The sequence below is a fragment of the Serratia sp. CY52157 genome (genome assembly GCF_052168495.1).
GTDB classification, from domain to species: domain Bacteria; phylum Pseudomonadota; class Gammaproteobacteria; order Enterobacterales; family Enterobacteriaceae; genus Serratia; species Serratia ureilytica.
Map to the genome: position 1 here is coordinate 59169 of NZ_JBJNMO010000007.1, position 20137 is coordinate 79305.

At 61.1% G+C, this 20137-nt stretch carries 21 protein-coding genes; 16 read left to right on the forward strand and 5 right to left on the reverse strand.

Translation table 11 applies throughout. The annotated features are described in order from the left end of the window. Positions 1-75 precede the first annotated feature (75 nt). Together ACJ8IP_RS20280 and ACJ8IP_RS20285 are read left to right on the forward strand one after the other, a co-directional pair. A complete protein-coding gene (locus tag ACJ8IP_RS20280) occupies positions 76-1035 on the forward strand; it encodes a DUF2974 domain-containing protein (RefSeq protein WP_033644128.1) in 960 nt (319 codons plus the stop codon). Beyond that, a complete protein-coding gene (locus tag ACJ8IP_RS20285; RefSeq protein ID WP_442524503.1) occupies positions 1028-1783 on the forward strand; it encodes an ankyrin repeat domain-containing protein in 756 nt (251 codons plus the stop codon). The genes ACJ8IP_RS20280 and ACJ8IP_RS20285 overlap by 8 nt, the downstream gene beginning before the upstream one ends. Positions 1784-1835: 52 nt before the next feature. Here ACJ8IP_RS20285 and srmB read toward each other — a convergent pair whose 3' ends face one another. Continuing rightward, entirely contained in the window at positions 1836-3158 is a 1323-nt protein-coding gene (gene srmB, locus ACJ8IP_RS20290; RefSeq protein WP_004929122.1) for an ATP-dependent RNA helicase SrmB, read from the reverse strand. Between the two features lie 99 nt (positions 3159-3257). Here srmB and trmN point away from each other — a divergent pair, with 99 nt between their 5' ends. Next, complete coding sequence (gene trmN / locus ACJ8IP_RS20295; RefSeq protein ID WP_047573975.1) at positions 3258-4037, forward strand: tRNA(1)(Val) (adenine(37)-N(6))-methyltransferase TrmN; 780 nt, start codon at positions 3258-3260, stop codon at positions 4035-4037. A 38-nt stretch (positions 4038-4075) separates the two neighbouring features. Here the strand turns inward: trmN and nadB are convergent, their stop codons facing one another. Then, on the reverse strand, positions 4076-5677 hold the full coding sequence (gene nadB / locus ACJ8IP_RS20300) for an L-aspartate oxidase (RefSeq protein ID WP_016929796.1): 1602 nt from the start codon (positions 5675-5677) through the stop codon (positions 4076-4078). Positions 5678-5891: 214 nt separating this feature from the next. On the opposite strand from nadB, the gene rpoE reads away from it, so the two are divergent. The 4 genes from rpoE to rseC are packed head-to-tail and all read left to right on the forward strand — an operon-like array spanning position 5892 to position 8583. Continuing rightward, entirely contained in the window at positions 5892-6467 is a 576-nt protein-coding gene (gene rpoE, locus ACJ8IP_RS20305) for an RNA polymerase sigma factor RpoE (RefSeq protein WP_004929136.1), read from the forward strand. 30 nt (positions 6468-6497) lie between these two features. Then, positions 6498-7151: an anti-sigma-E factor RseA gene (gene rseA / locus ACJ8IP_RS20310; protein WP_033644125.1), complete on the forward strand. Its 654-nt coding sequence runs from the start codon at positions 6498-6500 to the stop codon at positions 7149-7151. Then, on the forward strand, positions 7151-8107 hold the full coding sequence (gene rseB, locus ACJ8IP_RS20315) for a sigma-E factor regulatory protein RseB (protein WP_025303948.1): 957 nt from the start codon (positions 7151-7153) through the stop codon (positions 8105-8107). Before rseA ends, rseB begins: the two co-directional genes overlap by 1 nt. After that, positions 8107-8583, forward strand: coding sequence for a SoxR-reducing system protein RseC (gene rseC, locus ACJ8IP_RS20320; RefSeq protein ID WP_198793316.1), 477 nt, complete (start codon positions 8107-8109; stop codon positions 8581-8583). Before rseB ends, rseC begins: the two co-directional genes overlap by 1 nt. Here rseC and ACJ8IP_RS20325 read toward each other — a convergent pair. Next, positions 8580-9416: a hypothetical protein gene (locus ACJ8IP_RS20325; protein WP_047025580.1), complete on the reverse strand. Its 837-nt coding sequence runs from the start codon at positions 9414-9416 to the stop codon at positions 8580-8582. The two genes, rseC and ACJ8IP_RS20325, sit on opposite strands and share 4 nt — an antisense overlap. A gap of 519 nt (positions 9417-9935) precedes the next feature. Between ACJ8IP_RS20325 and lepA the strand changes: the two genes are divergently transcribed. The 7 genes from lepA (at position 9936) to acpS (ending at position 16484) form a co-directional block, all read left to right on the forward strand. Continuing rightward, entirely contained in the window at positions 9936-11735 is a 1800-nt protein-coding gene (gene lepA / locus ACJ8IP_RS20330; protein ID WP_019452315.1) for a translation elongation factor 4, read from the forward strand. Positions 11736-11767: 32 nt separating this feature from the next. After that, positions 11768-12745, forward strand: coding sequence for a signal peptidase I (gene lepB / locus ACJ8IP_RS20335; RefSeq protein WP_033644122.1), 978 nt, complete (start codon positions 11768-11770; stop codon positions 12743-12745). A gap of 234 nt (positions 12746-12979) precedes the next feature. Then, complete coding sequence (rnc, locus tag ACJ8IP_RS20340; RefSeq protein ID WP_004929158.1) at positions 12980-13660, forward strand: ribonuclease III; 681 nt, start codon at positions 12980-12982, stop codon at positions 13658-13660. Continuing rightward, positions 13657-14565, forward strand: a complete 909-nt coding sequence (gene era, locus ACJ8IP_RS20345) for a GTPase Era (RefSeq protein WP_004929162.1) — start codon at positions 13657-13659, stop codon at positions 14563-14565. Before rnc ends, era begins: the two co-directional genes overlap by 4 nt. 4 nt (positions 14566-14569) lie before the next feature. Then, on the forward strand, positions 14570-15301 hold the full coding sequence (gene recO / locus ACJ8IP_RS20350) for a DNA repair protein RecO (protein ID WP_015378804.1): 732 nt from the start codon (positions 14570-14572) through the stop codon (positions 15299-15301). Positions 15302-15372: 71 nt separating this feature from the next. Next, positions 15373-16104, forward strand: a complete 732-nt coding sequence (gene pdxJ / locus ACJ8IP_RS20355) for a pyridoxine 5'-phosphate synthase (protein WP_033651585.1) — start codon at positions 15373-15375, stop codon at positions 16102-16104. Continuing rightward, positions 16104-16484 (forward strand): holo-ACP synthase, encoded by a 381-nt coding sequence (gene acpS / locus ACJ8IP_RS20360; RefSeq protein ID WP_206358221.1) that lies wholly within the window; start codon positions 16104-16106, stop codon positions 16482-16484. Before pdxJ ends, acpS begins: the two co-directional genes overlap by 1 nt. A gap of 46 nt (positions 16485-16530) precedes the next feature. Here the strand turns inward: acpS and ACJ8IP_RS20365 are convergent, their stop codons facing one another. Together ACJ8IP_RS20365 and ACJ8IP_RS20370 are read right to left on the reverse strand one after the other, a co-directional pair. Beyond that, on the reverse strand, positions 16531-16791 hold the full coding sequence (locus ACJ8IP_RS20365) for a YfhL family 4Fe-4S dicluster ferredoxin (protein ID WP_033632309.1): 261 nt from the start codon (positions 16789-16791) through the stop codon (positions 16531-16533). 53 nt (positions 16792-16844) lie between these two features. Beyond that, positions 16845-17693 (reverse strand): MurR/RpiR family transcriptional regulator, encoded by an 849-nt coding sequence (locus ACJ8IP_RS20370; RefSeq protein ID WP_033644119.1) that lies wholly within the window; start codon positions 17691-17693, stop codon positions 16845-16847. A 167-nt stretch (positions 17694-17860) separates the two neighbouring features. On the opposite strand from ACJ8IP_RS20370, the gene murQ reads away from it, so the two are divergent. Together murQ and ACJ8IP_RS20380 are read left to right on the forward strand one after the other, a co-directional pair. Then, a complete protein-coding gene (murQ, locus tag ACJ8IP_RS20375) occupies positions 17861-18754 on the forward strand; it encodes an N-acetylmuramic acid 6-phosphate etherase (RefSeq protein ID WP_216474705.1) in 894 nt (297 codons plus the stop codon). Between the two features lie 18 nt (positions 18755-18772). Continuing rightward, positions 18773-20134 carry a PTS transporter subunit EIIC gene (locus ACJ8IP_RS20380; RefSeq protein WP_072627118.1) on the forward strand — a complete coding sequence of 454 codons (1362 nt, stop codon included), beginning with the start codon at positions 18773-18775 and terminating at the stop codon, positions 20132-20134. The last annotated feature ends 3 nt before the right edge of the window (positions 20135-20137 follow it).

Here is a 20137-nt window from a genome sequence, read left to right on the forward strand (position 1 = left end):
TCATCCGACCTGCCGATAGCTAAATCAGCACCTATTCAGGTGCTAAATAAAAAAGTCTATCGACAAGGAGTCGGCATGAGTATGCCTTTAAGTTTTACCTCTGCAGTATCCCCGGTGGCCGCGATCCCTACACCTCGCGCCGCTGCCGAAACGGCGACGGCATCGCAGCCTGCGGCAGCGCCGGCAAATCCGGCGCCGGTAGCCACCCCTTCTCAGAATACGCTGAACGCGCAGAACCTGTTGAATACGCTGGTCGGCGATATCTCCGCGGCGGCGCCGACGGCGGTTGCGCCGGGCGTGACCCGGGGGCAGCAATCTCAGGAAGGCGATTATGCGTTGGCGCTGTTGGCCAAGGACGTTTACTCGCTGAACGGCCAGGGCGCCGCCGGGTTCAACCGTCTGAGCGACAGCGCGTTGCTCGGGTTCGGCATCGATCCCGCCAGCCTGCACGACGCGGGCAGCGGTTTCCAGGCCGGGATTTACAGCAACGACAAGCAGTATGTGTTGGCGTTCGCCGGCACCAACGACTGGCGCGACTGGCTGAGCAACGTGCGGCAGGCGACGGGTTATGACGATGTGCAGTACAATCAGGCGGTTGCCGCCGCCAAAAGCGCCAAGGCGGCCTTCGGCGATGCGCTGGTGATCGCCGGTCATTCGCTCGGCGGTGGTCTGGCGGCCACGGCGGCGCTGGCGACCGGCACCGTCGCGGTCACCTTCAATGCGGCCGGGGTGTCGGATTACACCCTGAATCGCCTGGGGATCGATCCGGCGGCGGCGAAGAAAGACGCCGAAGCCGGGGGCATTCGCCGTTACAGCGAGCAATATGACATGCTGACCAGCACCCAGGAATCGACTTCGCTGATCCCGGACGCCATCGGCCACAACATTACCCTGGCCAACAACGATACCCTGACCGGCATCGATGACTGGCGGCCGAGCAAGCATCTGGATCGCAGCCTGACGGCGCACGGCATCGACAAGGTGATAAGCTCGATGGCGGAACAAAAGCCGTGGGAGGCGAAGGCCAATGCCTGAAGGGCGTCGCTTGCGGCGCGCGCTGGCGATAGCCTTACTGGCGCTGGTCGCGGTGACCGGTTTACTGATGATGGCTAAGGAGCAACAGATGGGGCAGGAGATTTCACCGTTTGACGGCCGCAGCAATCAGGCGCTGGCTCAGGCGGTGGCGCGCGGCGATACGCAGGGCATCGGTGCGCAGGCCACACAGGAGCGCTTGCGCGAACGGGGCGATCGGCAGGTCACGCTGTTGCAGTGGGCGGTGTTTTCGCAACAGCCGGCCAGCGTGCAGACGTTGCTGGAGCTCGGTGCCGACCCGGCAACGGCGGGGCTGGACGGCAACAGCGCGCTGCACACCGCGGCGATGTTGCAAGACGCGCAGTATCTGCGGTTGTTGCTGACCGAAGGGGCGCAGGTGAACGTGCGCAATGCCGTTACCGGCGCCACGCCGCTCGCGGCAGCGGTGCTGGCCGGGCGTGAGGAGCAGCTGCGGCTGCTGTTGGCGGCCGGGGCGGACACCACGTTGAGCGATCGGCTGGGGGATACTCCGCTGCATCTGGCGGCGAAGATCAACGCGCCGTACTTGGCGCTGTTGCTGTTGCAGGCCGGTGCCGATGCCCGGGCGCGCAATCAGCAGGGTTATGCGTTCCAGTTTTACTTCTCGCAAACGCCGGCGCATTTGCAGAATGACGAGCTGAAGGCGCAGTTCCGCGAGCTGGATAAATGGCTGCAGGGGCGCCGCCTGGCCACGCATTACGCGCAGCAGTAAACGCCCATAAAAAAACCGCCTGTACAGGCGGTTTTTTCTTTGGCAGCGGCGGTTATTGCGCGTCGCCGGCCGGTTTGGCCTTCGCCTGACGGCGTTTGCCGACGTTTTTGGCGTCGCGATGGCGCACTTTCACCTTGGCCTTTTCTTTGTTCTTCGCCTTGTCTTCCGCGCGCTTGGCCAGCACTTTCTTCGACGGTTTACCGTTGCTCTTCTCGTTCGGCACCTTGGTTTTCGGCCGCAGTTCGTCGATCACGCGCGCTTTCAGCGGCTCGTTCAGGTAACGGCCCACTTTGCCCAGCAGCAGATGGTCGTGCGCTTCCACCAGCGAAATGGCAGTGCCTTTGCGCCCGGCGCGGCCGGTACGGCCGATGCGGTGCAGGTAGGTATCCGCAGTGCGCGGCATGTCGAAGTTGAACACGTGGGTGATATCGAGGATATCCAGGCCGCGCGCGGCAACGTCGGTGGCCACCAGCACGTTAACCCGGCCATCCATCATGCGTTTGACCGCTTCGTTGCGTTTGGCCTGCACCATTTCGCCTTCGAGATAGCAGGTGTTGATGCCCGCTTCGCGCAGCCAGGTGGCCAGCTCATGCACGCGCTCGCGTTTGCGCACGAAGATCACCGATTTCTGCACGTCCGGCTGCTTCAGCAGGTGGATCAGCAGCGCGGTTTTGTGCTGCACGTCATCGGCGCGATAGTACCATTGCAGGATCTTTTTGCGTTCGCGGCGCGACGGATCGGCTTCCACTTCCACCGGCTCTTTCAGGATGCGCTCGGCGAATTCGCGGATCGCTTCGCCTTCCAGCGTGGCGGAGAACAGCAGCGTCTGGTTGCGCCAGCGGGTTTCGGCGGAGATGGTTTCGATGTCCTGCGCGAAGCCCATGTCGAGCATGCGGTCGGCTTCGTCGAGGATCAGGGTTTCCACCGCGCGGCAGTCGAAGTTCTCTTCTTTAATGTATTGCAGCAAGCGGCCGGTGGTGGCGACCACCACGTCCTGGTTTTCGCTGAACACTTCCGCGTGGTTCATGTAAGCGACGCCGCCGGTGATGGTGGCGATATCCAGCGAGGTATGAGCAGCCAATTCACGCGCCTGGTCGGCGACTTGCATCGCCAGTTCACGCGTTGGCGTCAGGATCAGCACGCGCGGCGGGCCGGATTTCTTGCGTGGAAAGTCCAGCAGATGCTGCAACACGGGCAGCAGGAAGGCGGCGGTTTTGCCGGTGCCGGTCGGAGCCGAACCTAAGACGTCGCGCCCGTCCATCGCCGGCGGGATCGCAGCGGCCTGAATGGCGGTGGGGCGATCGTAGCCTTTGTCGCGCAGCGCGTCGATCAGGCGATCATCGAGTTCGAGTTCGGAAAAAGTGGTTGCTGTCATGGTCTACCTCTACTTGGGGCGCCGATTATAGACGGGTTGGCCGCGATCTTCACCTATTTAAGCGGAAAGCCGCTCTTTTCCCGCCGATCAGATTGCCTTATGCTACGCCAGTTTTATAGCCAGGTGGTGAGTGTGAGCAAGCGATCGAAAGCCGATTTTACCCCACGCCGCGGGGGTTTTACCTTTAAACAATTCTTTGTCGCCCACGATCGTTGCGCCATGAAAGTGGGCACCGACGGGGTGCTGCTCGGCGCCTGGGCGCCGCTGGGGCAGGCGCGCCGGGCGCTGGACATCGGCAGCGGCAGCGGGCTGATCGCGCTGATGCTGGCGCAGCGCAGCGGCGACGAAGTGACCATCGATGCGGTGGAGCTGGATGAAGCCGCCGCCGGCCAGGCGCGCGAAAACGCGGCGGAATCGCCGTGGCCGCAGCGCATCCGCGTGCATGCGCAGGATATTCACCATTATGCGCAGCAGCATGCCGCTGAGTATGATCTGATCGTCAGCAATCCGCCTTATTTTGAGCCGGCGGTGGCCTGCCGCGACCAGGCGCGCCACAACGCGCGCTACACCGAAACCCTGACGCACGAGGCGCTGTTAGCCTGTGCAGTACAGCTGCTGGCGGAACAGGGTACGTTCTGCGTGGTGCTGCCGCACGACATCGGCGCCGCATTCGAACGCCTGGCGCAGCAAAGCGGTTGGCACACGGCGGCGAAAGTGAACGTCAGCGATCGGGCCGATACGCCGCTGCACCGGGTGTTGCTGGCGTTGACGCGGCGGGAAACGCCGCTGCGGGAGCAGGCGCTGGCGATCAAACAGGCCGACGGCAGCTATACCGACGATTTCCGCCGGTTGATCACCGACTTCTACCTGTTCTACTGAAAAGAAAAGGGCGCCGATAAGGCGCCCTGTCGCAGAGTTTAAGGCTGCAAAATGGTCGGCAGCGCTTCCGGCAGCAAATCCGGGTAGTCCAGCGTGTAGTGCAGGCCGCGGCTCTCTTTGCGCGCCATGGCGCTGCGCACGATAAGCTCGGCCACCTGCACCAGATTGCGCAGCTCCAGCAGGTTGTTGGAGATGCGGAAGTGAGCGTAGTACTCGTCGATTTCCGCCTGCAGCGTGTTGATGCGGCGCAGGGCGCGCTCAAGGCGCTTGGTGGTGCGCACGATGCCGACGTAATCCCACATGAACAGCCGCAGCTCGTGCCAGTTGTGTTGAATCACCACCCGTTCGTCCGCATCGTCCACCCGGCTTTCATCCCAGTGCGGCACCTGTTTGGCCTGCTGGATGAACGGCAGGCGCTGCAGAATGTCTTCCGCCGCCGACCAACCGTAAACCAGGCACTCCAGCAGCGAATTCGACGCCATGCGATTGGCGCCGTGCAGGCCGGTGTAGCTGACCTCGCCGATGGCGTACAGCCCGTCGAGATCGGTGCGGCCGTGCTGATCGACCATCACGCCGCCGCAGGTGTAGTGCGCCGCCGGGACGATAGGGATCGGTTGCCGAGTCAGATCGAAGCCCAGCGTCAGCAGCTTTTCGTGGATCATCGGGAAATGCTGGGTGATGAACTCCGCCGGCTTGTGGCTGATGTCCAGGTACATGCAGTCGGCGCCCAGGCGCTTCATTTCATGGTCGATGGCACGGGCGACGATATCGCGCGGTGCCAGTTCGCCACGCGGGTCGAAATCCGGCATAAAGCGGCTGCCGTCCGGGCGCTTCAGGTAAGCCCCTTCGCCGCGCAGCGCTTCGGTCAGCAGGAAGTTGCGCGCCTGCGGGTGGAACAGGCAGGTCGGGTGGAACTGGTTGAACTCCAGGTTGGCGACCCGGCAGCCGGCGCGCCAGGCCATGGCGATGCCGTCGCCGGAGGAGATGTCCGGGTTGGTGGTGTATTGGTATACCTTGGCCGCGCCGCCGGTGGCCAGCACCACCGTTTTGGCGCGGTAGGTTTCCACCCGCTCGAGCTCGCGGTTCCAGACGTAAGCGCCCACGACTCGGCGGGTGCCCGGCAGGCCGATTTTGTTCGAGGTAATAAGGTCAACCGCGTTGCGGCGTTCCATCACGCAAATATTGGGGTGAGCGCTTGCTTTCCCCACCAGCGTGGTCTCTACTTCCTTACCGGTAGCATCCGCAGCGTGCAGGATGCGGCGATGGCTGTGGCCGCCTTCGCGCGTGAGGTGATAATGCGCCTCGCCCTGCGCGTTGACCTCGGTGTCGAACAGCACGCCCTGATCGATCAGCCACTGCACGCAGTGGCGCGCGTTGCCGGCGATGAATTCGACGGCCTCTTTGTCGCACAGGCCGGCGCCGGCAATCAAAGTGTCATCAACGTGTGAGGCAATGCTGTCCGTCTCATCGAACACCGCGGCGATCCCGCCTTGGGCGTAAAAGGTGGCCCCCTCGCTGAGCGGCCCCTTGCTGAGAACGGTAACCTTGCAATGCTGCGCCAGGCGCAGCGCCAGTGACAGGCCCGCAGCGCCGCTGCCGACGATCAGTACATCGCTAACATGTTCAGATGATGGTTGCATAACGTATGATGTGTGCAGAAGAAGAGTGAATTTCATGTTAGCCTAACTGTCCGGGCAAAAGCCACGGATAGGGTGACATCAACAGAAAAAACAATGGCGATATGGAACTTCGTGTTCTATATGAACTCCAAGCGAGTGCTTGCTCAGGAAAATAATGTATGGCTGGCAGTACAATTTTACGCGTGGAGACGGATTTGGGGAGAGTTTACCTCGGATGAGCGAGCAGTTAACGGATCAAGTTCTGGTTGAGCGGGTCCAAAAGGGCGACCAGAAATCGTTTAACCTACTGGTAGTGCGCTATCAGCATAAGGTGGCGAGTCTCGTTTCCCGCTATGTGCCGCAGGGCGATGTGCCCGATGTGGTGCAGGAGTCGTTTATCAAGGCCTATCGCGCACTGGAATCGTTCCGTGGCGACAGCGCTTTTTATACCTGGTTGTATCGAATCGCCGTGAACACGGCAAAGAATTATCTGGTTGCTCAGGGGCGCCGTCCGCCATCCAGTGATGTGGACGCCAACGATGCGGAAAATTACGAAAGTGCGGGCGCACTGAAAGAAATTTCGAACCCTGAGAACTTAATGTTGTCAGAAGAGCTGAGACAGATAGTTTTCCGTACCATTGAGTCTCTCCCTGAGGATCTTCGCATGGCGATTACCCTGCGGGAGTTGGATGGTCTAAGCTACGAAGAGATAGCCGCCATCATGGATTGCCCGGTCGGAACCGTACGTTCGCGTATTTTCCGCGCCCGGGAAGCTATCGATAATAAAGTTCAACCGCTGATCCAGCGTTAGCAATGGCGGGCACAGGAAGGGTACTTAGGCATGCAGAAAGAAAAGCTTTCCGCTCTGATGGATGGTGAATCGTTCGACAGCGAGCTGTTGAGTTCTCTGTCGCAAGATCGAACGCTTCAGCAAAGCTGGCAGAGCTATCACCTGATACGTGACACACTGCGGGGTGATATCGGACAAGTGATGCATTTCGATATCGCCGATCGCGTCGCCGCTGCACTTGAGAAAGAACCTGCCCGGCTGGTGCCTTCCGCCGTTCAGGAATCTCAGCCGCAGCCTCACACCTGGCAGAAAATGCCGTTCTGGGACAAAGTGCGTCCTTGGGCGAGCCAGATTACGCAAATCGGCATGGCGGCCTGCGTGTCGCTGGCGGTCATCGTCGGCGTGCAGCACTACAACCAGCCTTCTGCGTCATCGAACGCGTCCGAATCGCCGGCCTTCACCACGTTGCCGATCATGGGCCAGGCCTCACCGGTCAGCCTGGGCGTTCCTGCCGACAGTTTCTCCACCGGCAGCGGCCAACAGCAGCAGGTGCAGGAACAGCGTAAGCGTATCAACGCCATGCTGCAGGACTATGAACTGCAACGTCGCCTGCATTCGGATCAGCTGCAGCTTGAGCAAAGCAATCCGCAACAGGCTGCCATTCAGGTTCCCGGAACTCAGTCTTTAGGAATGCAACAGCAGTAATGAAGCAAATCTGGTTCTCCGTTTGTTTATTGACGGGCAGCCTGCTCTATTCCAGCATCGCCCCGGCGCAGCCGACTGCGTCCGGGGCGTTATTGCAACAGATGAGCAGCGCCAGCCGTTCTCTCAATTACGAGCTCGCCTACATCAGCATCAGCAAGCAGGGAATCGAGTCGTTGCGCTATCGCCATGCGGTGATCGGCAACGTGCCGCTCGGCCAGCTGTTGCACATGGACGGCCCGCGCCGCGAAGTGCTGCAGCGCGGCGGCGGGATCAGCTACTTCGAACCCGGCCTGGAGCCGTTCACGCTCACCGGCGATCACATCGTCGATGCGCTGCCGGCGATCGTTTATGCCGATTTCACCCGCCTGGCCAAGTACTACGACTTTATCTCCGTGGGCAGCACCCGCATCGCCGATCGGCCGTGTGAAGTGCTGCGCGTGGTGGCGCGCGACGGTTCCCGCTACAGCTACATCGTCTGGATGGACGAGGACACCAAGCTGCCGCTGCGGGTGGATTTGCTCGATCGCGACGGCGAAACGCTGGAGCAATATCGGGTGATCTCCTTCGCGGTCGGCGCCGACGTGCAGGGCGCGATGCAGGGGCTGCTCAAAGCCAACCTGCCGCCGCTGCTGTCGCTGCCGGCGGTGGAAAACGTCCAGCTGAGCTGGAGCACCGGCTGGCTGCCGGCGGGGGTAGACGAGGTGGCGCGCAACCGCCGCAAATTGCCGAACGTCGCCGTGCCGGTTGAATCCCGCCTTTACAGCGACGGCTTGTTCAGCTTCTCGGTCAACGTCAGCCCGGCGGGCAGCGGAGCCGGGCAGCAGTACTACCGTCAAGGGCGCCGCACCATCCAGACCGAAGTGCGTGCGGGCAACGAAATCACGATTGTGGGCGAATTGCCGCCGGCGACGGCCAAACGCATCGCCGACAGCATTTCTTTCAAGGTATCGCCGTAATGATGAAAGAGTGGGCCACGGTGGTTTCGTGGCAACAGGGCGTAGCGCTGCTGCGCTGTGAACCCAAGGCCGGCTGCGGCAGCTGCACCGCGCGCTCCGGCTGTGGCGCGCGTGCGTTGAACGAGCTGGTGCCGGAAACCGAGCATCAGCTGCAGGTGCATATCGATCAGCCGCTCGAGCCGGGGCAGCGCGTCGAGGTCGGCATTGCGGAAGGCAGCCTGCTGCGCTCCGCCATGCTGGTTTACCTGACGCCGCTGCTGGGCATGATGCTGGGTGGCGCGTTATTGCAATATTGTTTCGGCAGCGACGCCTCGGCGGCAGTCGGCGCCGTACTGGGCGGCGGGGTGGCCTTTATGCTGGCGCGCCGCTTGGCCCGGCATTTGGGCGAGCAGGCCGACTATCAGCCGGTGGTGCTGCAGATTGGCTTACCGCCTACCGCACTGCGCATGCAGGCGGAAAACTCCCCGCTGATTTAAACCGACGACCGCGTCATCGCCGGGTTGTGATAGGCGGGGATGCGGTTGTGGATCATATGTTCCAGCAGCGCGATGAACAGATCGGCGCTGAGCAGCGAATCATCGTTGATAGCGAACAGCACATTGCCCTGGCCGTCGAATAAGCGGATGCCGCGCTGCGGATGATTTTCCAACGCGCGGATCTGCTCGATAGGCACGTTGCCCCGTTCAGTGGTCAGCAGGGTGGCGCTCAGCCGCAGCGTTTCGGTCGGCGTGCCTTGCCGTTTGCCGAGCAGCAACTGCCACAGCCAGCGTGCGTCGCCCTCAACCGTGTGAAACGACACCGTCTCCCCCTGATAGAGCGCGTTCAACGCCAATGGCCCGCGCTGCTGCAGCTGCTGATCGACGATCACGTCCGCCAGTCGCCACGAATGGGCGACATTGCTGAAGACCGTGCACCAGGGCTGATCCGCGCCGGCGCGGAACGCCGTGACGTCAAACAACCCGCCAAAAGCCTTGCCGCCGCGAAAGCGATAGATGTCGCCGATTTTCTCAAACGGAATGAAACGCTCTTTGTGATGGTGGCCGTCAAAGACCCGCACGCCGTGCTCGTAGAGCCGATATGTCAACACCGGGCGCAGGTAATGCCGCAGCGCCAGCAGCGTACAGCCGAGTAAAATTGTGCCCGCGCCGGCCTGCAACAGCGTGATGACGTCGTTCTCATCAATGCTGCTCAGCAGCGGCAGCACCAACAGCGCGGCCCCCACGCTGAACAGCAGCGCCGCCGCCGCCAGAATGCCCCAGTTGACCTTCGAAAAATCGTGCCGGCTCAGCATTTGCCCTTTATCGATCATAATGCACCTTCCAATCAACGTACGCAGATATGCTGGTGAACCCCGGTGGGCTGCCGATGTAGTGCCCGGAATAATGTTTTGTCGCGGAGTTCATGCCCTTTCTATCCGAGGGACGGTGGTGGCGTATATGGGGTTTTTCCTAAAGGATGTGGGGCAAAATCGAATTCTAAGAGGTTGATCCAAATATTCTTTTTCGATAATTTCAGAAGGGGTTTATTGCGCTGCGGCCGGTTATGTATTAGCGCCGGAGTTTGACGGCCACGGAGCACCTGCAAGCCTTGGGTTCAGGCCGTATAGCCCGTGTTAACATCTGTTTTCATCAGCCGGGGCGCCCTGTAACATTTAGCTGCGCATAATAGAATGCCTTCACTGCACCGATCGCTAGGTTTTCAGTGGTGTGGCATGTAGAATGCAGCGATTCAGGTGCAAGACGGCCTAACCCATTCACTGTCGCTTTAGGTCCATGCGGGTTTCTATAGGCGAGTAATTCAGAAATACCAAGGCAGAAAAACTTTTATAATGAAGCATATACGAAATTTCTCCATTATTGCCCATATTGACCACGGTAAGTCGACGCTGTCTGACCGCATTATCCAAATTTGCGGTGGCCTGTCCGACCGTGAAATGGCTGCGCAGGTGCTCGATTCCATGGATCTGGAGCGCGAGCGCGGCATCACCATCAAGGCGCAGAGCGTCACGCTGGATTACAAGGCGCTGGATGGGCAGACCTATCAGCTTAACTTTATCGACACCCCAGGCCACGTTGACTTCTCCTATGAAGTGTCCCGCTCGCTGGCGGCCTGCGAAGGCGCGCTGCTGGTGGTGGACGCCGGCCAGGGCGTAGAAGCCCAGACGCTGGCCAACTGCTACACCGCGATCGAAATGGATCTGGAAGTGGTGCCGGTGTTGAATAAAATCGACCTGCCGGCCGCCGATCCGGATCGCGCCGCGCAGGAAATTGAAGACATCGTCGGCATTGACGCCACCGATGCCGTGCGCTGCTCGGCCAAAACCGGCGTCGGCGTGCCCGACGTGCTGGAGCGCCTGGTGCGCGACATTCCTGCGCCGCAGGGCGATCCGGATGCGCCGCTGCAGGCGCTGATCATCGACTCCTGGTTCGATAACTACCTGGGCGTCGTGTCGCTGGTGCGCGTCAAGAACGGCACGCTGCGCAAGGGCGACAAGATCAAGGTCATGAGCACCGGCCAGGTGTACAACGCCGATCGTTTGGGCATTTTCACGCCGAAGCAGGTCGATCGCGACGTGCTGAACTGCGGCGAAGTGGGCTGGCTGGTCTGCGCGATCAAAGACATCCTCGGCGCGCCAGTGGGCGATACCCTGACGCAGGCGCGTCAGCCGGCGGATAAAGCGTTGCCGGGCTTCAAAAAAGTGAAGCCGCAGGTGTACGCCGGTCTGTTCCCGATCAGCTCCGACGACTATGAGTCTTTCCGCGATGCGCTAGGCAAGCTGAGCCTTAACGACGCCTCCCTGTTCTACGAACCGGAAAGCTCCACCGCGTTGGGCTTCGGCTTCCGCTGCGGCTTCCTCGGTCTGCTGCACATGGAGATCATTCAGGAGCGTCTGGAGCGTGAATACGATCTGGATCTGATCACCACCGCGCCGACGGTAGTCTACGAAGTGGAAACCACCGGCAAAGAAGTGATCTACGTCGACAGCCCATCCAAGCTGCCGCCGTTGAACAACATCCAGGAACTGCGCGAGCCGATCGCCGAATGCCACATGCTGATGCCGCAGGAATACCTGGGCAACGTCATCACCCTGTGCGTTGAGAAACGCGGCGTGCAGACCAACATGGTCTACCACGGCAACCAGGTGGCGTTGACCTATGAAATCCCGATGGCGGAAGTGGTGCTCGACTTCTTCGACCGCCTGAAGTCCACGTCGCGCGGTTATGCGTCGCTGGATTACAACTTCAAGCGCTTCCAGGCCTCCGACATGGTGCGCGTGGACGTGCTGATCAACAACGAGCGCGTGGATGCGCTGGCGCTGATCACCCACCGCGACAACTCGCAGTATCGCGGCCGTGAATTGGTGGAGAAGATGAAAGATCTGATCCCGCGTCAGCAGTTCGACATCGCGATTCAGGCGGCGATCGGCACGCACATCATCGCGCGCTCCACCGTGAAGCAGCTGCGTAAAAACGTGCTGGCGAAATGCTACGGCGGTGACGTCAGCCGTAAGAAAAAGCTGCTGCAGAAACAGAAAGACGGTAAGAAGCGCATGAAGCAGGTCGGCAACGTAGAGCTGCCGCAGGAAGCGTTCCTGGCCATTCTGCACGTCGGTAAAGACGGCAAGTAACCGCGACGAGTTCGCGAAACGAGGGAGTTTGCATGGCGAATATGTTTGCCCTGATCCTGGCGTTGGCCACCCTGGTCACCGGGATCATCTGGTGCTTCGAGCGCTTTAAATGGGCGCCGGCCCGCCGCGCGAAGATTGCGGCGGTCAACGAGCAGACCGCGGGCGCAGTAGACGATAAAACGCTGGCGAAAGTGGCTAAGCAGCCAGGCTGGGTAGAGACCGGGGCATCGGTCTTCCCGGTGTTGCTGCTGGTCTTTGTGGTGCGCTCGTTTATTTACGAACCGTTCCAAATCCCGTCCGGCTCAATGATGCCGACGCTGTTGATTGGCGATTTCATTCTGGTGGAGAAATATGCTTACGGCATTAAAGATCCGATAACCCAGACCACGCTAATTGAAACCGGTCATCCGAAGCGCGGCGATATTGCGGTATTTAAATATCCGCTGGATCCGAAGCTGGATTATATCAAGCGCGTGATTGGCCTGCCGGGCGACCGTATTACTTACGATCCGGTGAATAAGCGCGTTACGGTGCAGCCGTCGTGCAACAGCGGGCAGTCCTGCGATACCGCGCTGGCGGTCACCTACGCCGACGCGCAGCCGAGCGACTTCGTACAGCTGTTCAGCCGCAGCGGCATGGGCGAGGCCAGCAACGGTTTCTACCAGATCCCGCTGAATGACAACGTGCCGCAGGGCGGCATTCGTCTGCGTGAACGTCAGGAGAGCCTGGGCAACGTGACGCACCGCATCCTGACCGTGCCGGGCACGCAGGATCAGGTGGGCGCTTACTACCAACAGCCGGGCAAACCGCTGGCGGAGTGGGTGGTGCCGGCCGGGCATTACTTCATGATGGGCGACAACCGCGACAACAGCGCGGACAGCCGTTACTGGGGCTTTGTGCCGGAGAAGAATCTGGTGGGTAAAGCCACGGCCATCTGGATGAGCTTTGAAAAGCAGGAAGGCGAGTGGCCTACCGGCGTGCGTTTCAGCCGGATTGGCGGCATTCATTAATCGCTGATTTATTCCCTGTCAATTTCACGCCGCAGCCTGCTGCGGCGTGAAAGATTAAGGGGATATAAACACAGCATTATGTTTCCACTCGTTGTAGAATACTTTCTCGGGCGATAAAAGTTGGCTCCTGCTGGGAGCCACTGCAAACGAAACAGCTTTGGATCGGCTTTCGGCGAAGCAGGCCTGTTCCGTATGCTGCAAGTTTTTGACGCATTCTTGATCTATTGGTAACTCATGAACCCCATCGTAATAAACAGGCTGCAGCGGAAGCTGGGCTACACTTTTCAACAGCAGGAGCTTTTACTGCAGGCTTTGACTCACCGCAGCGCCAGCAGTAAACACAATGAACGTCTTGAGTTTCTGGGTGACTCGATTCTTAGCTTTGTCATCGCCAATGCGCTCTATCACCGCTTTCCTCGCGTAGACGAGGGCGATATGAGCCGCATGCGCGCCACGCTGGTGCGCGGCAACACGCTGGCGGAGATGGCGCGCGAGTTTGACCTGGGCGAATGTCTGCGGCTTGGGCCGGGCGAATTGAAAAGTGGTGGGTTCCGCCGCGAGTCAATCCTGGCGGATACGGTGGAGGCATTGATCGGCGGCGTGTTCCTGGACAGCGACATCCAGACCGTCGAGCGCCTGATTTTGGACTGGTATCGCAGCCGGTTGGACGAAATCAGCCCCGGTGATAAGCAGAAAGACCCGAAAACCCGTTTGCAGGAATTTTTGCAGGGGCGTCATCTGCCGTTGCCTTCTTATTTGGTGGTGCAGGTTCGCGGTGAAGCGCACGACCAAGAGTTTACCATCCACTGCCAGGTGAGTGGTTTGAGCGAGCCCGTGGTGGGCACCGGCTCGAGCCGCCGTAAAGCCGAGCAGGCGGCAGCGGAACAAGCGCTGAAAAAGCTGGAGCTTGAATGAGTGAAGTAAAACAACACTGCGGTTTTATCGCCATCGTTGGCCGCCCGAACGTGGGCAAATCGACGTTGCTGAACCAACTGCTGGGGCAGAAGGTTTCCATTACGTCGCGTAAGCCGCAGACGACCCGTCACCGCATCATGGGCATCGACACCGATGGCGCCTATCAGGCGATCTACGTCGATACCCCAGGGCTGCACATCGAAGAAAAACGCGCCATCAACCGTTTGATGAACCGCGCGGCCAGCAGCTCGATCGGCGACGTCGAACTGGTTATCTTCGTGGTCGAAGGCACCAACTGGACCGCCGACGACGAAATGGTGGTCAACAAGCTGCGCAGCCTGCGCTGCCCGGTACTGCTTGCGATCAACAAGGTCGATAACGTCACCGACAAATCCAAGCTGTTGCCGCACATCGCATTCCTCAGCCAGCAGATGAATTTCCTCGACGTGGTGCCTATCTCCGCCGAGAAAGGGATGAACGTCGACACCATCGCCGGCATCGTGCGCAAGCTGCTGCCGGAAGCAGAGCACCACTTCCCGGAAGACTACATCACCGATCGCTCCCAGCGCTTTATGGCGTCTGAGATCATCCGCGAGAAGCTGATGCGTTTCCTGGGTGAAGAGCTGCCGTATTCGGTGACGGTGGAAATCGAACAGTTCGTGGCCAACGATCGCGGCGGCTACGATGTGCACGGCCTGATCCTGGTCGAGCGCGAAGGCCAGAAGAAAATGGTCATCGGCAACAAGGGCGCCAAGATCAAAACCATCGGCATTGAAGCGCGCCAGGACATGGAACAGATGTTCGACGCCAAAGTGCATCTGGAGCTGTGGGTGAAAGTGAAATCCGGTTGGGCGGACGACGAACGTGCGCTGCGCAGCCTGGGCTATGTTGACGATCTGAAGTAACGCCGTGGACGGCTGGGAGCGCGCTTTCGTCCTGCATGGGCGGCCGTACAGTGAAACCAGTCTGATGCTGGATCTGTTTACCGAAGGTCATGGGCGGGTGCGCTTGCTGGCAAAAGGCGCGCGCAGCCGCCGCTCCAATCTGAAGGGCTGCCTGCAGCCCTTTACCCCCCTGTTAGTGCGCTGGGGCGGCCGCGGCGAAGTGAAAACGCTGCGCAACGCCGAAGCGGTCTCTCTCGGTTTACCCCTCAGCGGCATGATGCTTTACAGCGGCCTGTACGTGAACGAACTGCTGGCGCGCGTGCTGGAGCAGGAAACCAACTACTCGGTGCTGTTCTTCGACTACCTGCAGTGCCTGCAGGCGCTGGCGGCGGAAGACAGCTCGCCGGAACAGGCGTTGCGCCAGTTCGAGCTGGCCTTGTTGCAGCACCTGGGTTACGGCCTCGATTTCCTGCACTGCGCCGGCAGCGGCCTGCCGGTGGATGACGCCATGACCTACCGCTACCGTGAAGAGAAAGGCTTTATCGCCAGCCTGGTGGTGGATCACTACAGCTTCACCGGGCGCGAACTGCGCGCGCTGGCGGAGCGGCAGTTTCCCGATGCCGAGACGTTGCGCGCCGCCAAGCGTTTCACCCGCATGGCGCTGAAACCCTACCTCGGCGGCAAGCCGTTGAAGAGCCGCGAACTGTTTCGCCAATTCGTGCGCAAACAGCCGAATACGCCGGTCGACGACGCCTGACCTTTTCCCCTTTTGCCGTTCTGCACCCGCGTGTAAACTGCTGGCACTGAAAATCGTATTTAGAGGTTGTCATGGCTGATTTACTGTTGGGCGTCAATATCGATCACATCGCCACGTTACGTAACGCGCGCGGAACCCAATACCCGGATCCGGTTCAGGCGGCATTCATTGCCGAACAGGCGGGGGCCGACGGCATTACCGTGCATCTGCGCGAAGACCGTCGCCACATCACCGACCGCGACGTGCGTTTGCTGCGCCAGACCATCCAGACGCGCATGAATCTGGAGATGGCGGTGACCGACGAGATGCTGGACATCGCCGTGGAGCTGAAGCCGCATTTCTGTTGCCTGGTGCCGGAAAAGCGCGAAGAAGTGACCACCGAAGGCGGCCTGGACGTCGCCGGCCAGCTGGACAAAATGAGCGTGGCGGTCGAGCGCCTGGCGCAGGCGGGCATTCTGGTCTCGCTGTTCATCGATCCCGATCATCGCCAAATCGACGCGGCGGTGGCGGTGGGCGCCCCCTATATTGAAATCCACACCGGCGCCTACGCCGAAGCGCAGGGCGAGCTGGCGGTACAGGCCGAGCTGCGCCGCATCGCGGTCGCCGCCGCCTACGCGGCCGAGAAGGGGCTGAAGGTCAACGCCGGCCACGGCCTGACCTATCACAACGTGCAGCCGATCGCCGCGCTGCCGGAAATGCACGAGCTGAACATCGGCCATGCGATTATCGGCCAGGCGGTGATGAGCGGGCTGCCGGCCGCGGTTGCCGACATGAAAGTGTTGATGCGGGAAGCGCGCCGGTAATGGCGGTGCTCGGGCTGGGTACCGACATCGTCGAGATGGCGCGTATCGAAGCGGTGGTGGAGCGCAGCGGCGATCGTCTGGCGCGCCGGGTGCTAAGCGACGCCGAGTGGGCGCTGTACCAGCAGCACCAGCAGCCGATTCGCTTTCTGGCCAAGCGTTTCGCCGTGAAAGAGGCCACCGCCAAGGCGTTCGGCACCGGCATTCGCAACGGCCTGGCGTTCAACCAGTTCGAGGTGTTCAACGATGCGTTGGGCAAACCGAATATTCGTTTGCACGGCCGCGCCGCCGAGCTGGCGGGGGAGATGGGGGTCACCGCGATCCACGTTTCGCTGGCCGATGAACGGCGCTATGCCTGCGCGACGGTGATCGTCGAAAGCTGAAAATAGAAAGGGCGCCCTGCGGCGCCCTTGTCAGCCCTGCGGCGGGTTAAATGCGATCGGCGTGGTGCAACACCACGAACTTATCCCACAGCTGCTCATTAGTCTCGCGATGCTGCGGATCGGTAATGATGGTGTTGTCGATCGGGCAGACCTGCTGACAGGTTGGCGTATCGTAATGGCCAACGCACTCGGTGCAGCGGTCGGTATCGATTTGGTAGATCTCATCGCCCATCGAAATCGCCTGGTTCGGGCATTCCGGCTCGCACATGTCGCAGTTGATGCATTTGCGTGTGATTAGCAGGGCCATGACGTATCTCTCATTATTAACAGGGGTATTTTTCGCAGCGGCGATTATACCGGTTAAACCAACTTTTTCATCAATTGTTCGCTGTGCCTGATACGGTCGCGGGCATGATCGAGGTCGTGCTGGATCAGCGCCATAAACAGCAGGTCGGTGAGAGCGTACTGGGCGGTGCTGGAAGAGATGGCCGCGCTGCGGGTGCGGGGCTCTTCGGCGATGGTATAGAGGCAGTGATCGGCGCGTTGCTGCAGGCCGTTGGGCGAGAAGCTGGTCAGCGCCAGCACCCTGGCGCCGGCCTGGCGCGCTTCTTCCGCCGCCAGATTGATTTCACGCCGCTCGCCGCTGAAGGAGATCGCCACCAGCAGATCGCGTTTGTCCAGCGCCTGCACCGCCGCCAGTTGAACGTGCATATCCGCTTCGGCCACCGCCATCACCCCGATTTTCAGCAGCTTGAAGGAAAAATCCTTGGCCACCAGCCCGGAGGCGCCGATGCCGATCAGCATCACCCGGCGCGCCTGGCGCAGCATGTCCAGCGCCTGATGCAGCCGTTCTTCGCTGTTGATGTCCAGCGTCGCGCGCAGCGCCGCCTGCTTTTCCGCCAACAGCTTTTCACCGACGGTTTTCAGCGTGTCGCTGCTGAGAATGTGGTTATGAACGGTCACTACCGGTTCGGCCTGCGGCTGGGCCAGCGTCTCGCTCAGCGCCAGCTTCAGCGCCGGGAAACCTTTATAGCCCAGCTTTTGGGCGAACTTCACCACGCTCGATTGGCTGACGCCGGCCAACTGGGCCAGCTTTTGCGAGCTGAGATGGCGCGCCTGTTCGGCGTTGTTCAGCAAAAAATCCGCCAGCTTGCGGTCGTTTTGCGCCAGTGTCGGATACATCTGGCGAATGCGCAGAAGGGTACTCATTGATCTTTCCCTGGAAACCAGCGGCCATTTTGCCACGCAGGCGGCGAAAACGCGCGGTGAAAATTTTTGTGAGCTCGTCGTTAAAATAGCAAATAGCGCTCGCTTTGTTGAATAAAATATTCAAATATTGATTTAATTTTGTGAATTAAAAATTCAAAGGTGAACAGATGAACTTAGGCGCACTGGTATCGGAAACCCGCAACCCGGCCACCATGGGGCTGGATGAGATGTCGACGCTGGACATGGTCCGCTGCTTTAACCAGGAAGATCGCAAGGTGCCGGAGGCGATTGAAAAGGTGCTGCCGGCGATCGCGCAGGCGGTCGATTTGGCCGCGGCGGCGCTGAAGGCCGGCGGGCGGCTGATTTATTTGGGCGCCGGCACCAGCGGGCGCCTGGGCGTACTGGATGCCTCCGAGTGCCCGCCGACCTTCGGCGTGCCGCACGGTGTGGTGGTGGGGCTAATCGCCGGCGGCCCGGGCGCGCTGCTCAAAGCGGTGGAAGGGGCGGAAGATGACGCAGCCCTGGGTGAGGCCGACCTCAGCGCGCTGAACCTGAGCGCCGTCGATATGGTGGTGGGATTGGCGGCCTCGGGGCGCACGCCCTACGTGATCGGCGCGCTGCGCTATGCGCGCGGGCTGGGTTGCCCGACGGCGGCCATCTCCTGCAACCCGGATTCGCCGATCGCGCACGAAGCGCAGGTGGCGATCTCGCCGGTGGTGGGGCCGGAGGCGCTGACCGGTTCGACGCGCCTGAAATCAGGCACCGCGCAGAAGCTGGTGCTCAACATGCTGTCGACCGGCGCGATGGTCAAGCTGGGCAAGGTCTACCAGAACCTGATGGTGGACGTGAAGGCCACCAACGTCAAACTGGTGGATCGCGCCTGCCGCATCGTGGTGGAGGCCACCGGCGCCGAACGCGCTCAGGCGGAGGCGGCGCTGGCGCAGACCGGCTTTGAGGTCAAACCGGCGATCCTGATGATTTTAGCCGGCGTCAGCGCCGATGAGGCGCAGCAGCGGCTGCAGCGGCACGACGGCTACCTGCGCGCGGCGTTGGCGCGTTAATTCACGGTGGGGGCGGCGATGGACAAGACAACGGCATTGGCGACACAGATCCTGGCGGGCGTGGGGGGCGAGGGCAATATCCTCAAACTGGAGAACTGCATGACGCGGGTGCGCGTCGAGGTCAGCGACGAACAGCGTCTGGATCTGGCGGCCCTCAAGCAGTTGCCCGGCGTGAAGGGCTATATCAAGCAGGGTGAACAGCATCAGTTTATCGTCGGCCCGGGCGCCGCCGCCAAGGTGGTGGACGCCATGCGCGCTTTGCTGAGCGGCAGCGCGCAGCCCGCGGTTGGTGACGCCGCCCGCACCAAGGCGCAGGCCAAACAGAAATACGCGGCGCCGATGAGCGGCGCGCTGAAAAAACTGGCCGACGTTTTTATTCCGCTGATCCCGGCGTTTATCGCCTCGGGGCTGATCACCGGCATCATCAACCTGCTGAAACGGCCCGACATCGCCGGACAGTTGGCGTTGGACTACCCGAACGCGCTGGGGCTGCTGGCGATCTTCGGCAGCGCGGTGTTCGCCATCATGAACATTCTGGTCGGGGTGAACGCCGCGCGGGTGTTCGGCGGCTCACAGGCGATGGGCGGCGTGATGGCCGGGATCCTCTCCAGCCCGGCGCTGGCGCAGATCACCCTGTTCGGCGAGGCGCTGCAGCCGGGGCGCGGCGGGGTGATCGCCGTGCTGCTGGTGGTGGCGTTGATGTGCTGGGTGGAGAAACGCCTGCGCACGCTGCTGCCGGAGTCGGTCGAACTGATCCTCAATCCGCTGCTGACCACGCTGGTGACCGCCTCGTTGGCGATCCTGATCCTGCAGCCGATCGGCGGCGCCATTTCCGATGCCATCGCCCACGGCGCCAATCTGGCGATCGACAAGGGCGGGCTGCTTGTCGGGGCGCTGCTCTCCGGGCTGTTCCTGCCGCTGGTGCTGTCTGGCTTGCACCAGGGGCTGGTGCCGATCCACGTCGAGCTGGTGCAGGCGCACGGTTCCAACCCGCTGTTGCCGATCCTGGCGATGGCCGGCGTCGGTCAGGTGGGGGCGGCGCTGGCGGTGCTGTTGAAAACCCGTAACGCGCGGCTGAAGAAGGTGATCAAAGGGGCGTTGCCGGTCGGCATTCTCGGCATCGGCGAGCCGCTGATCTTCGGGGTGACGCTGCCGCTGGGCCGGCCGTTTATCGGCGCCTGCCTCGGCGGTGCGGTAGGCGGCGCGGTGATCAGCTACTGGAAAGTGGCGACGGTGATTACCTTCGGCATTTCGGGGCTGCCTTTGGCGTTGACCATCGTCTCAGGTAAGGTGATGTTGTATCTGGCGGGGATGCTGATTACGATTATCGCCGGTTTTCTCTTCACCTGGATGATGGGGTTCAACGATCCCGAGGAGTAGCGT

What these genes read in the sequence shown, in the direction of transcription:
- srmB (WP_004929122.1), bottom strand. Translation starts at nt 3,158, where the DNA reads ATGACAGCAACCACTTTTTCCGAACTCGAACTCGATGATCGCCTGATC.
- lepB (WP_033644122.1), top strand. Translation starts at nt 11,768, where the DNA reads ATGGCGAATATGTTTGCCCTGATCCTGGCGTTGGCCACCCTGGTCACC.
- ACJ8IP_RS20370 (WP_033644119.1), bottom strand. Translation starts at nt 17,693, where the DNA reads ATGAGTACCCTTCTGCGCATTCGCCAGATGTATCCGACACTGGCGCAA.
- ACJ8IP_RS20380 (WP_072627118.1), top strand. Translation starts at nt 18,773, where the DNA reads ATGGACAAGACAACGGCATTGGCGACACAGATCCTGGCGGGCGTGGGG.
- ACJ8IP_RS20365 (WP_033632309.1), bottom strand. Translation starts at nt 16,791, where the DNA reads ATGGCCCTGCTAATCACACGCAAATGCATCAACTGCGACATGTGCGAG.
- pdxJ (WP_033651585.1), top strand. Translation starts at nt 15,373, where the DNA reads ATGGCTGATTTACTGTTGGGCGTCAATATCGATCACATCGCCACGTTA.
- era (WP_004929162.1), top strand. Translation starts at nt 13,657, where the DNA reads ATGAGTGAAGTAAAACAACACTGCGGTTTTATCGCCATCGTTGGCCGC.
- rseA (WP_033644125.1), top strand. Translation starts at nt 6,498, where the DNA reads ATGCAGAAAGAAAAGCTTTCCGCTCTGATGGATGGTGAATCGTTCGAC.
- ACJ8IP_RS20325 (WP_047025580.1), bottom strand. Translation starts at nt 9,416, where the DNA reads ATGATCGATAAAGGGCAAATGCTGAGCCGGCACGATTTTTCGAAGGTC.
- rseB (WP_025303948.1), top strand. Translation starts at nt 7,151, where the DNA reads ATGAAGCAAATCTGGTTCTCCGTTTGTTTATTGACGGGCAGCCTGCTC.
- lepA (WP_019452315.1), top strand. Translation starts at nt 9,936, where the DNA reads ATGAAGCATATACGAAATTTCTCCATTATTGCCCATATTGACCACGGT.
- acpS (WP_206358221.1), top strand. Translation starts at nt 16,104, where the DNA reads ATGGCGGTGCTCGGGCTGGGTACCGACATCGTCGAGATGGCGCGTATC.
- ACJ8IP_RS20285 (WP_442524503.1), top strand. Translation starts at nt 1,028, where the DNA reads ATGCCTGAAGGGCGTCGCTTGCGGCGCGCGCTGGCGATAGCCTTACTG.
- murQ (WP_216474705.1), top strand. Translation starts at nt 17,861, where the DNA reads ATGAACTTAGGCGCACTGGTATCGGAAACCCGCAACCCGGCCACCATG.
- rseC (WP_198793316.1), top strand. Translation starts at nt 8,107, where the DNA reads ATGATGAAAGAGTGGGCCACGGTGGTTTCGTGGCAACAGGGCGTAGCG.
- trmN (WP_047573975.1), top strand. Translation starts at nt 3,258, where the DNA reads ATGCTACGCCAGTTTTATAGCCAGGTGGTGAGTGTGAGCAAGCGATCG.
- nadB (WP_016929796.1), bottom strand. Translation starts at nt 5,677, where the DNA reads ATGCAACCATCATCTGAACATGTTAGCGATGTACTGATCGTCGGCAGC.
- rpoE (WP_004929136.1), top strand. Translation starts at nt 5,892, where the DNA reads ATGAGCGAGCAGTTAACGGATCAAGTTCTGGTTGAGCGGGTCCAAAAG.
- rnc (WP_004929158.1), top strand. Translation starts at nt 12,980, where the DNA reads ATGAACCCCATCGTAATAAACAGGCTGCAGCGGAAGCTGGGCTACACT.
- ACJ8IP_RS20280 (WP_033644128.1), top strand. Translation starts at nt 76, where the DNA reads ATGAGTATGCCTTTAAGTTTTACCTCTGCAGTATCCCCGGTGGCCGCG.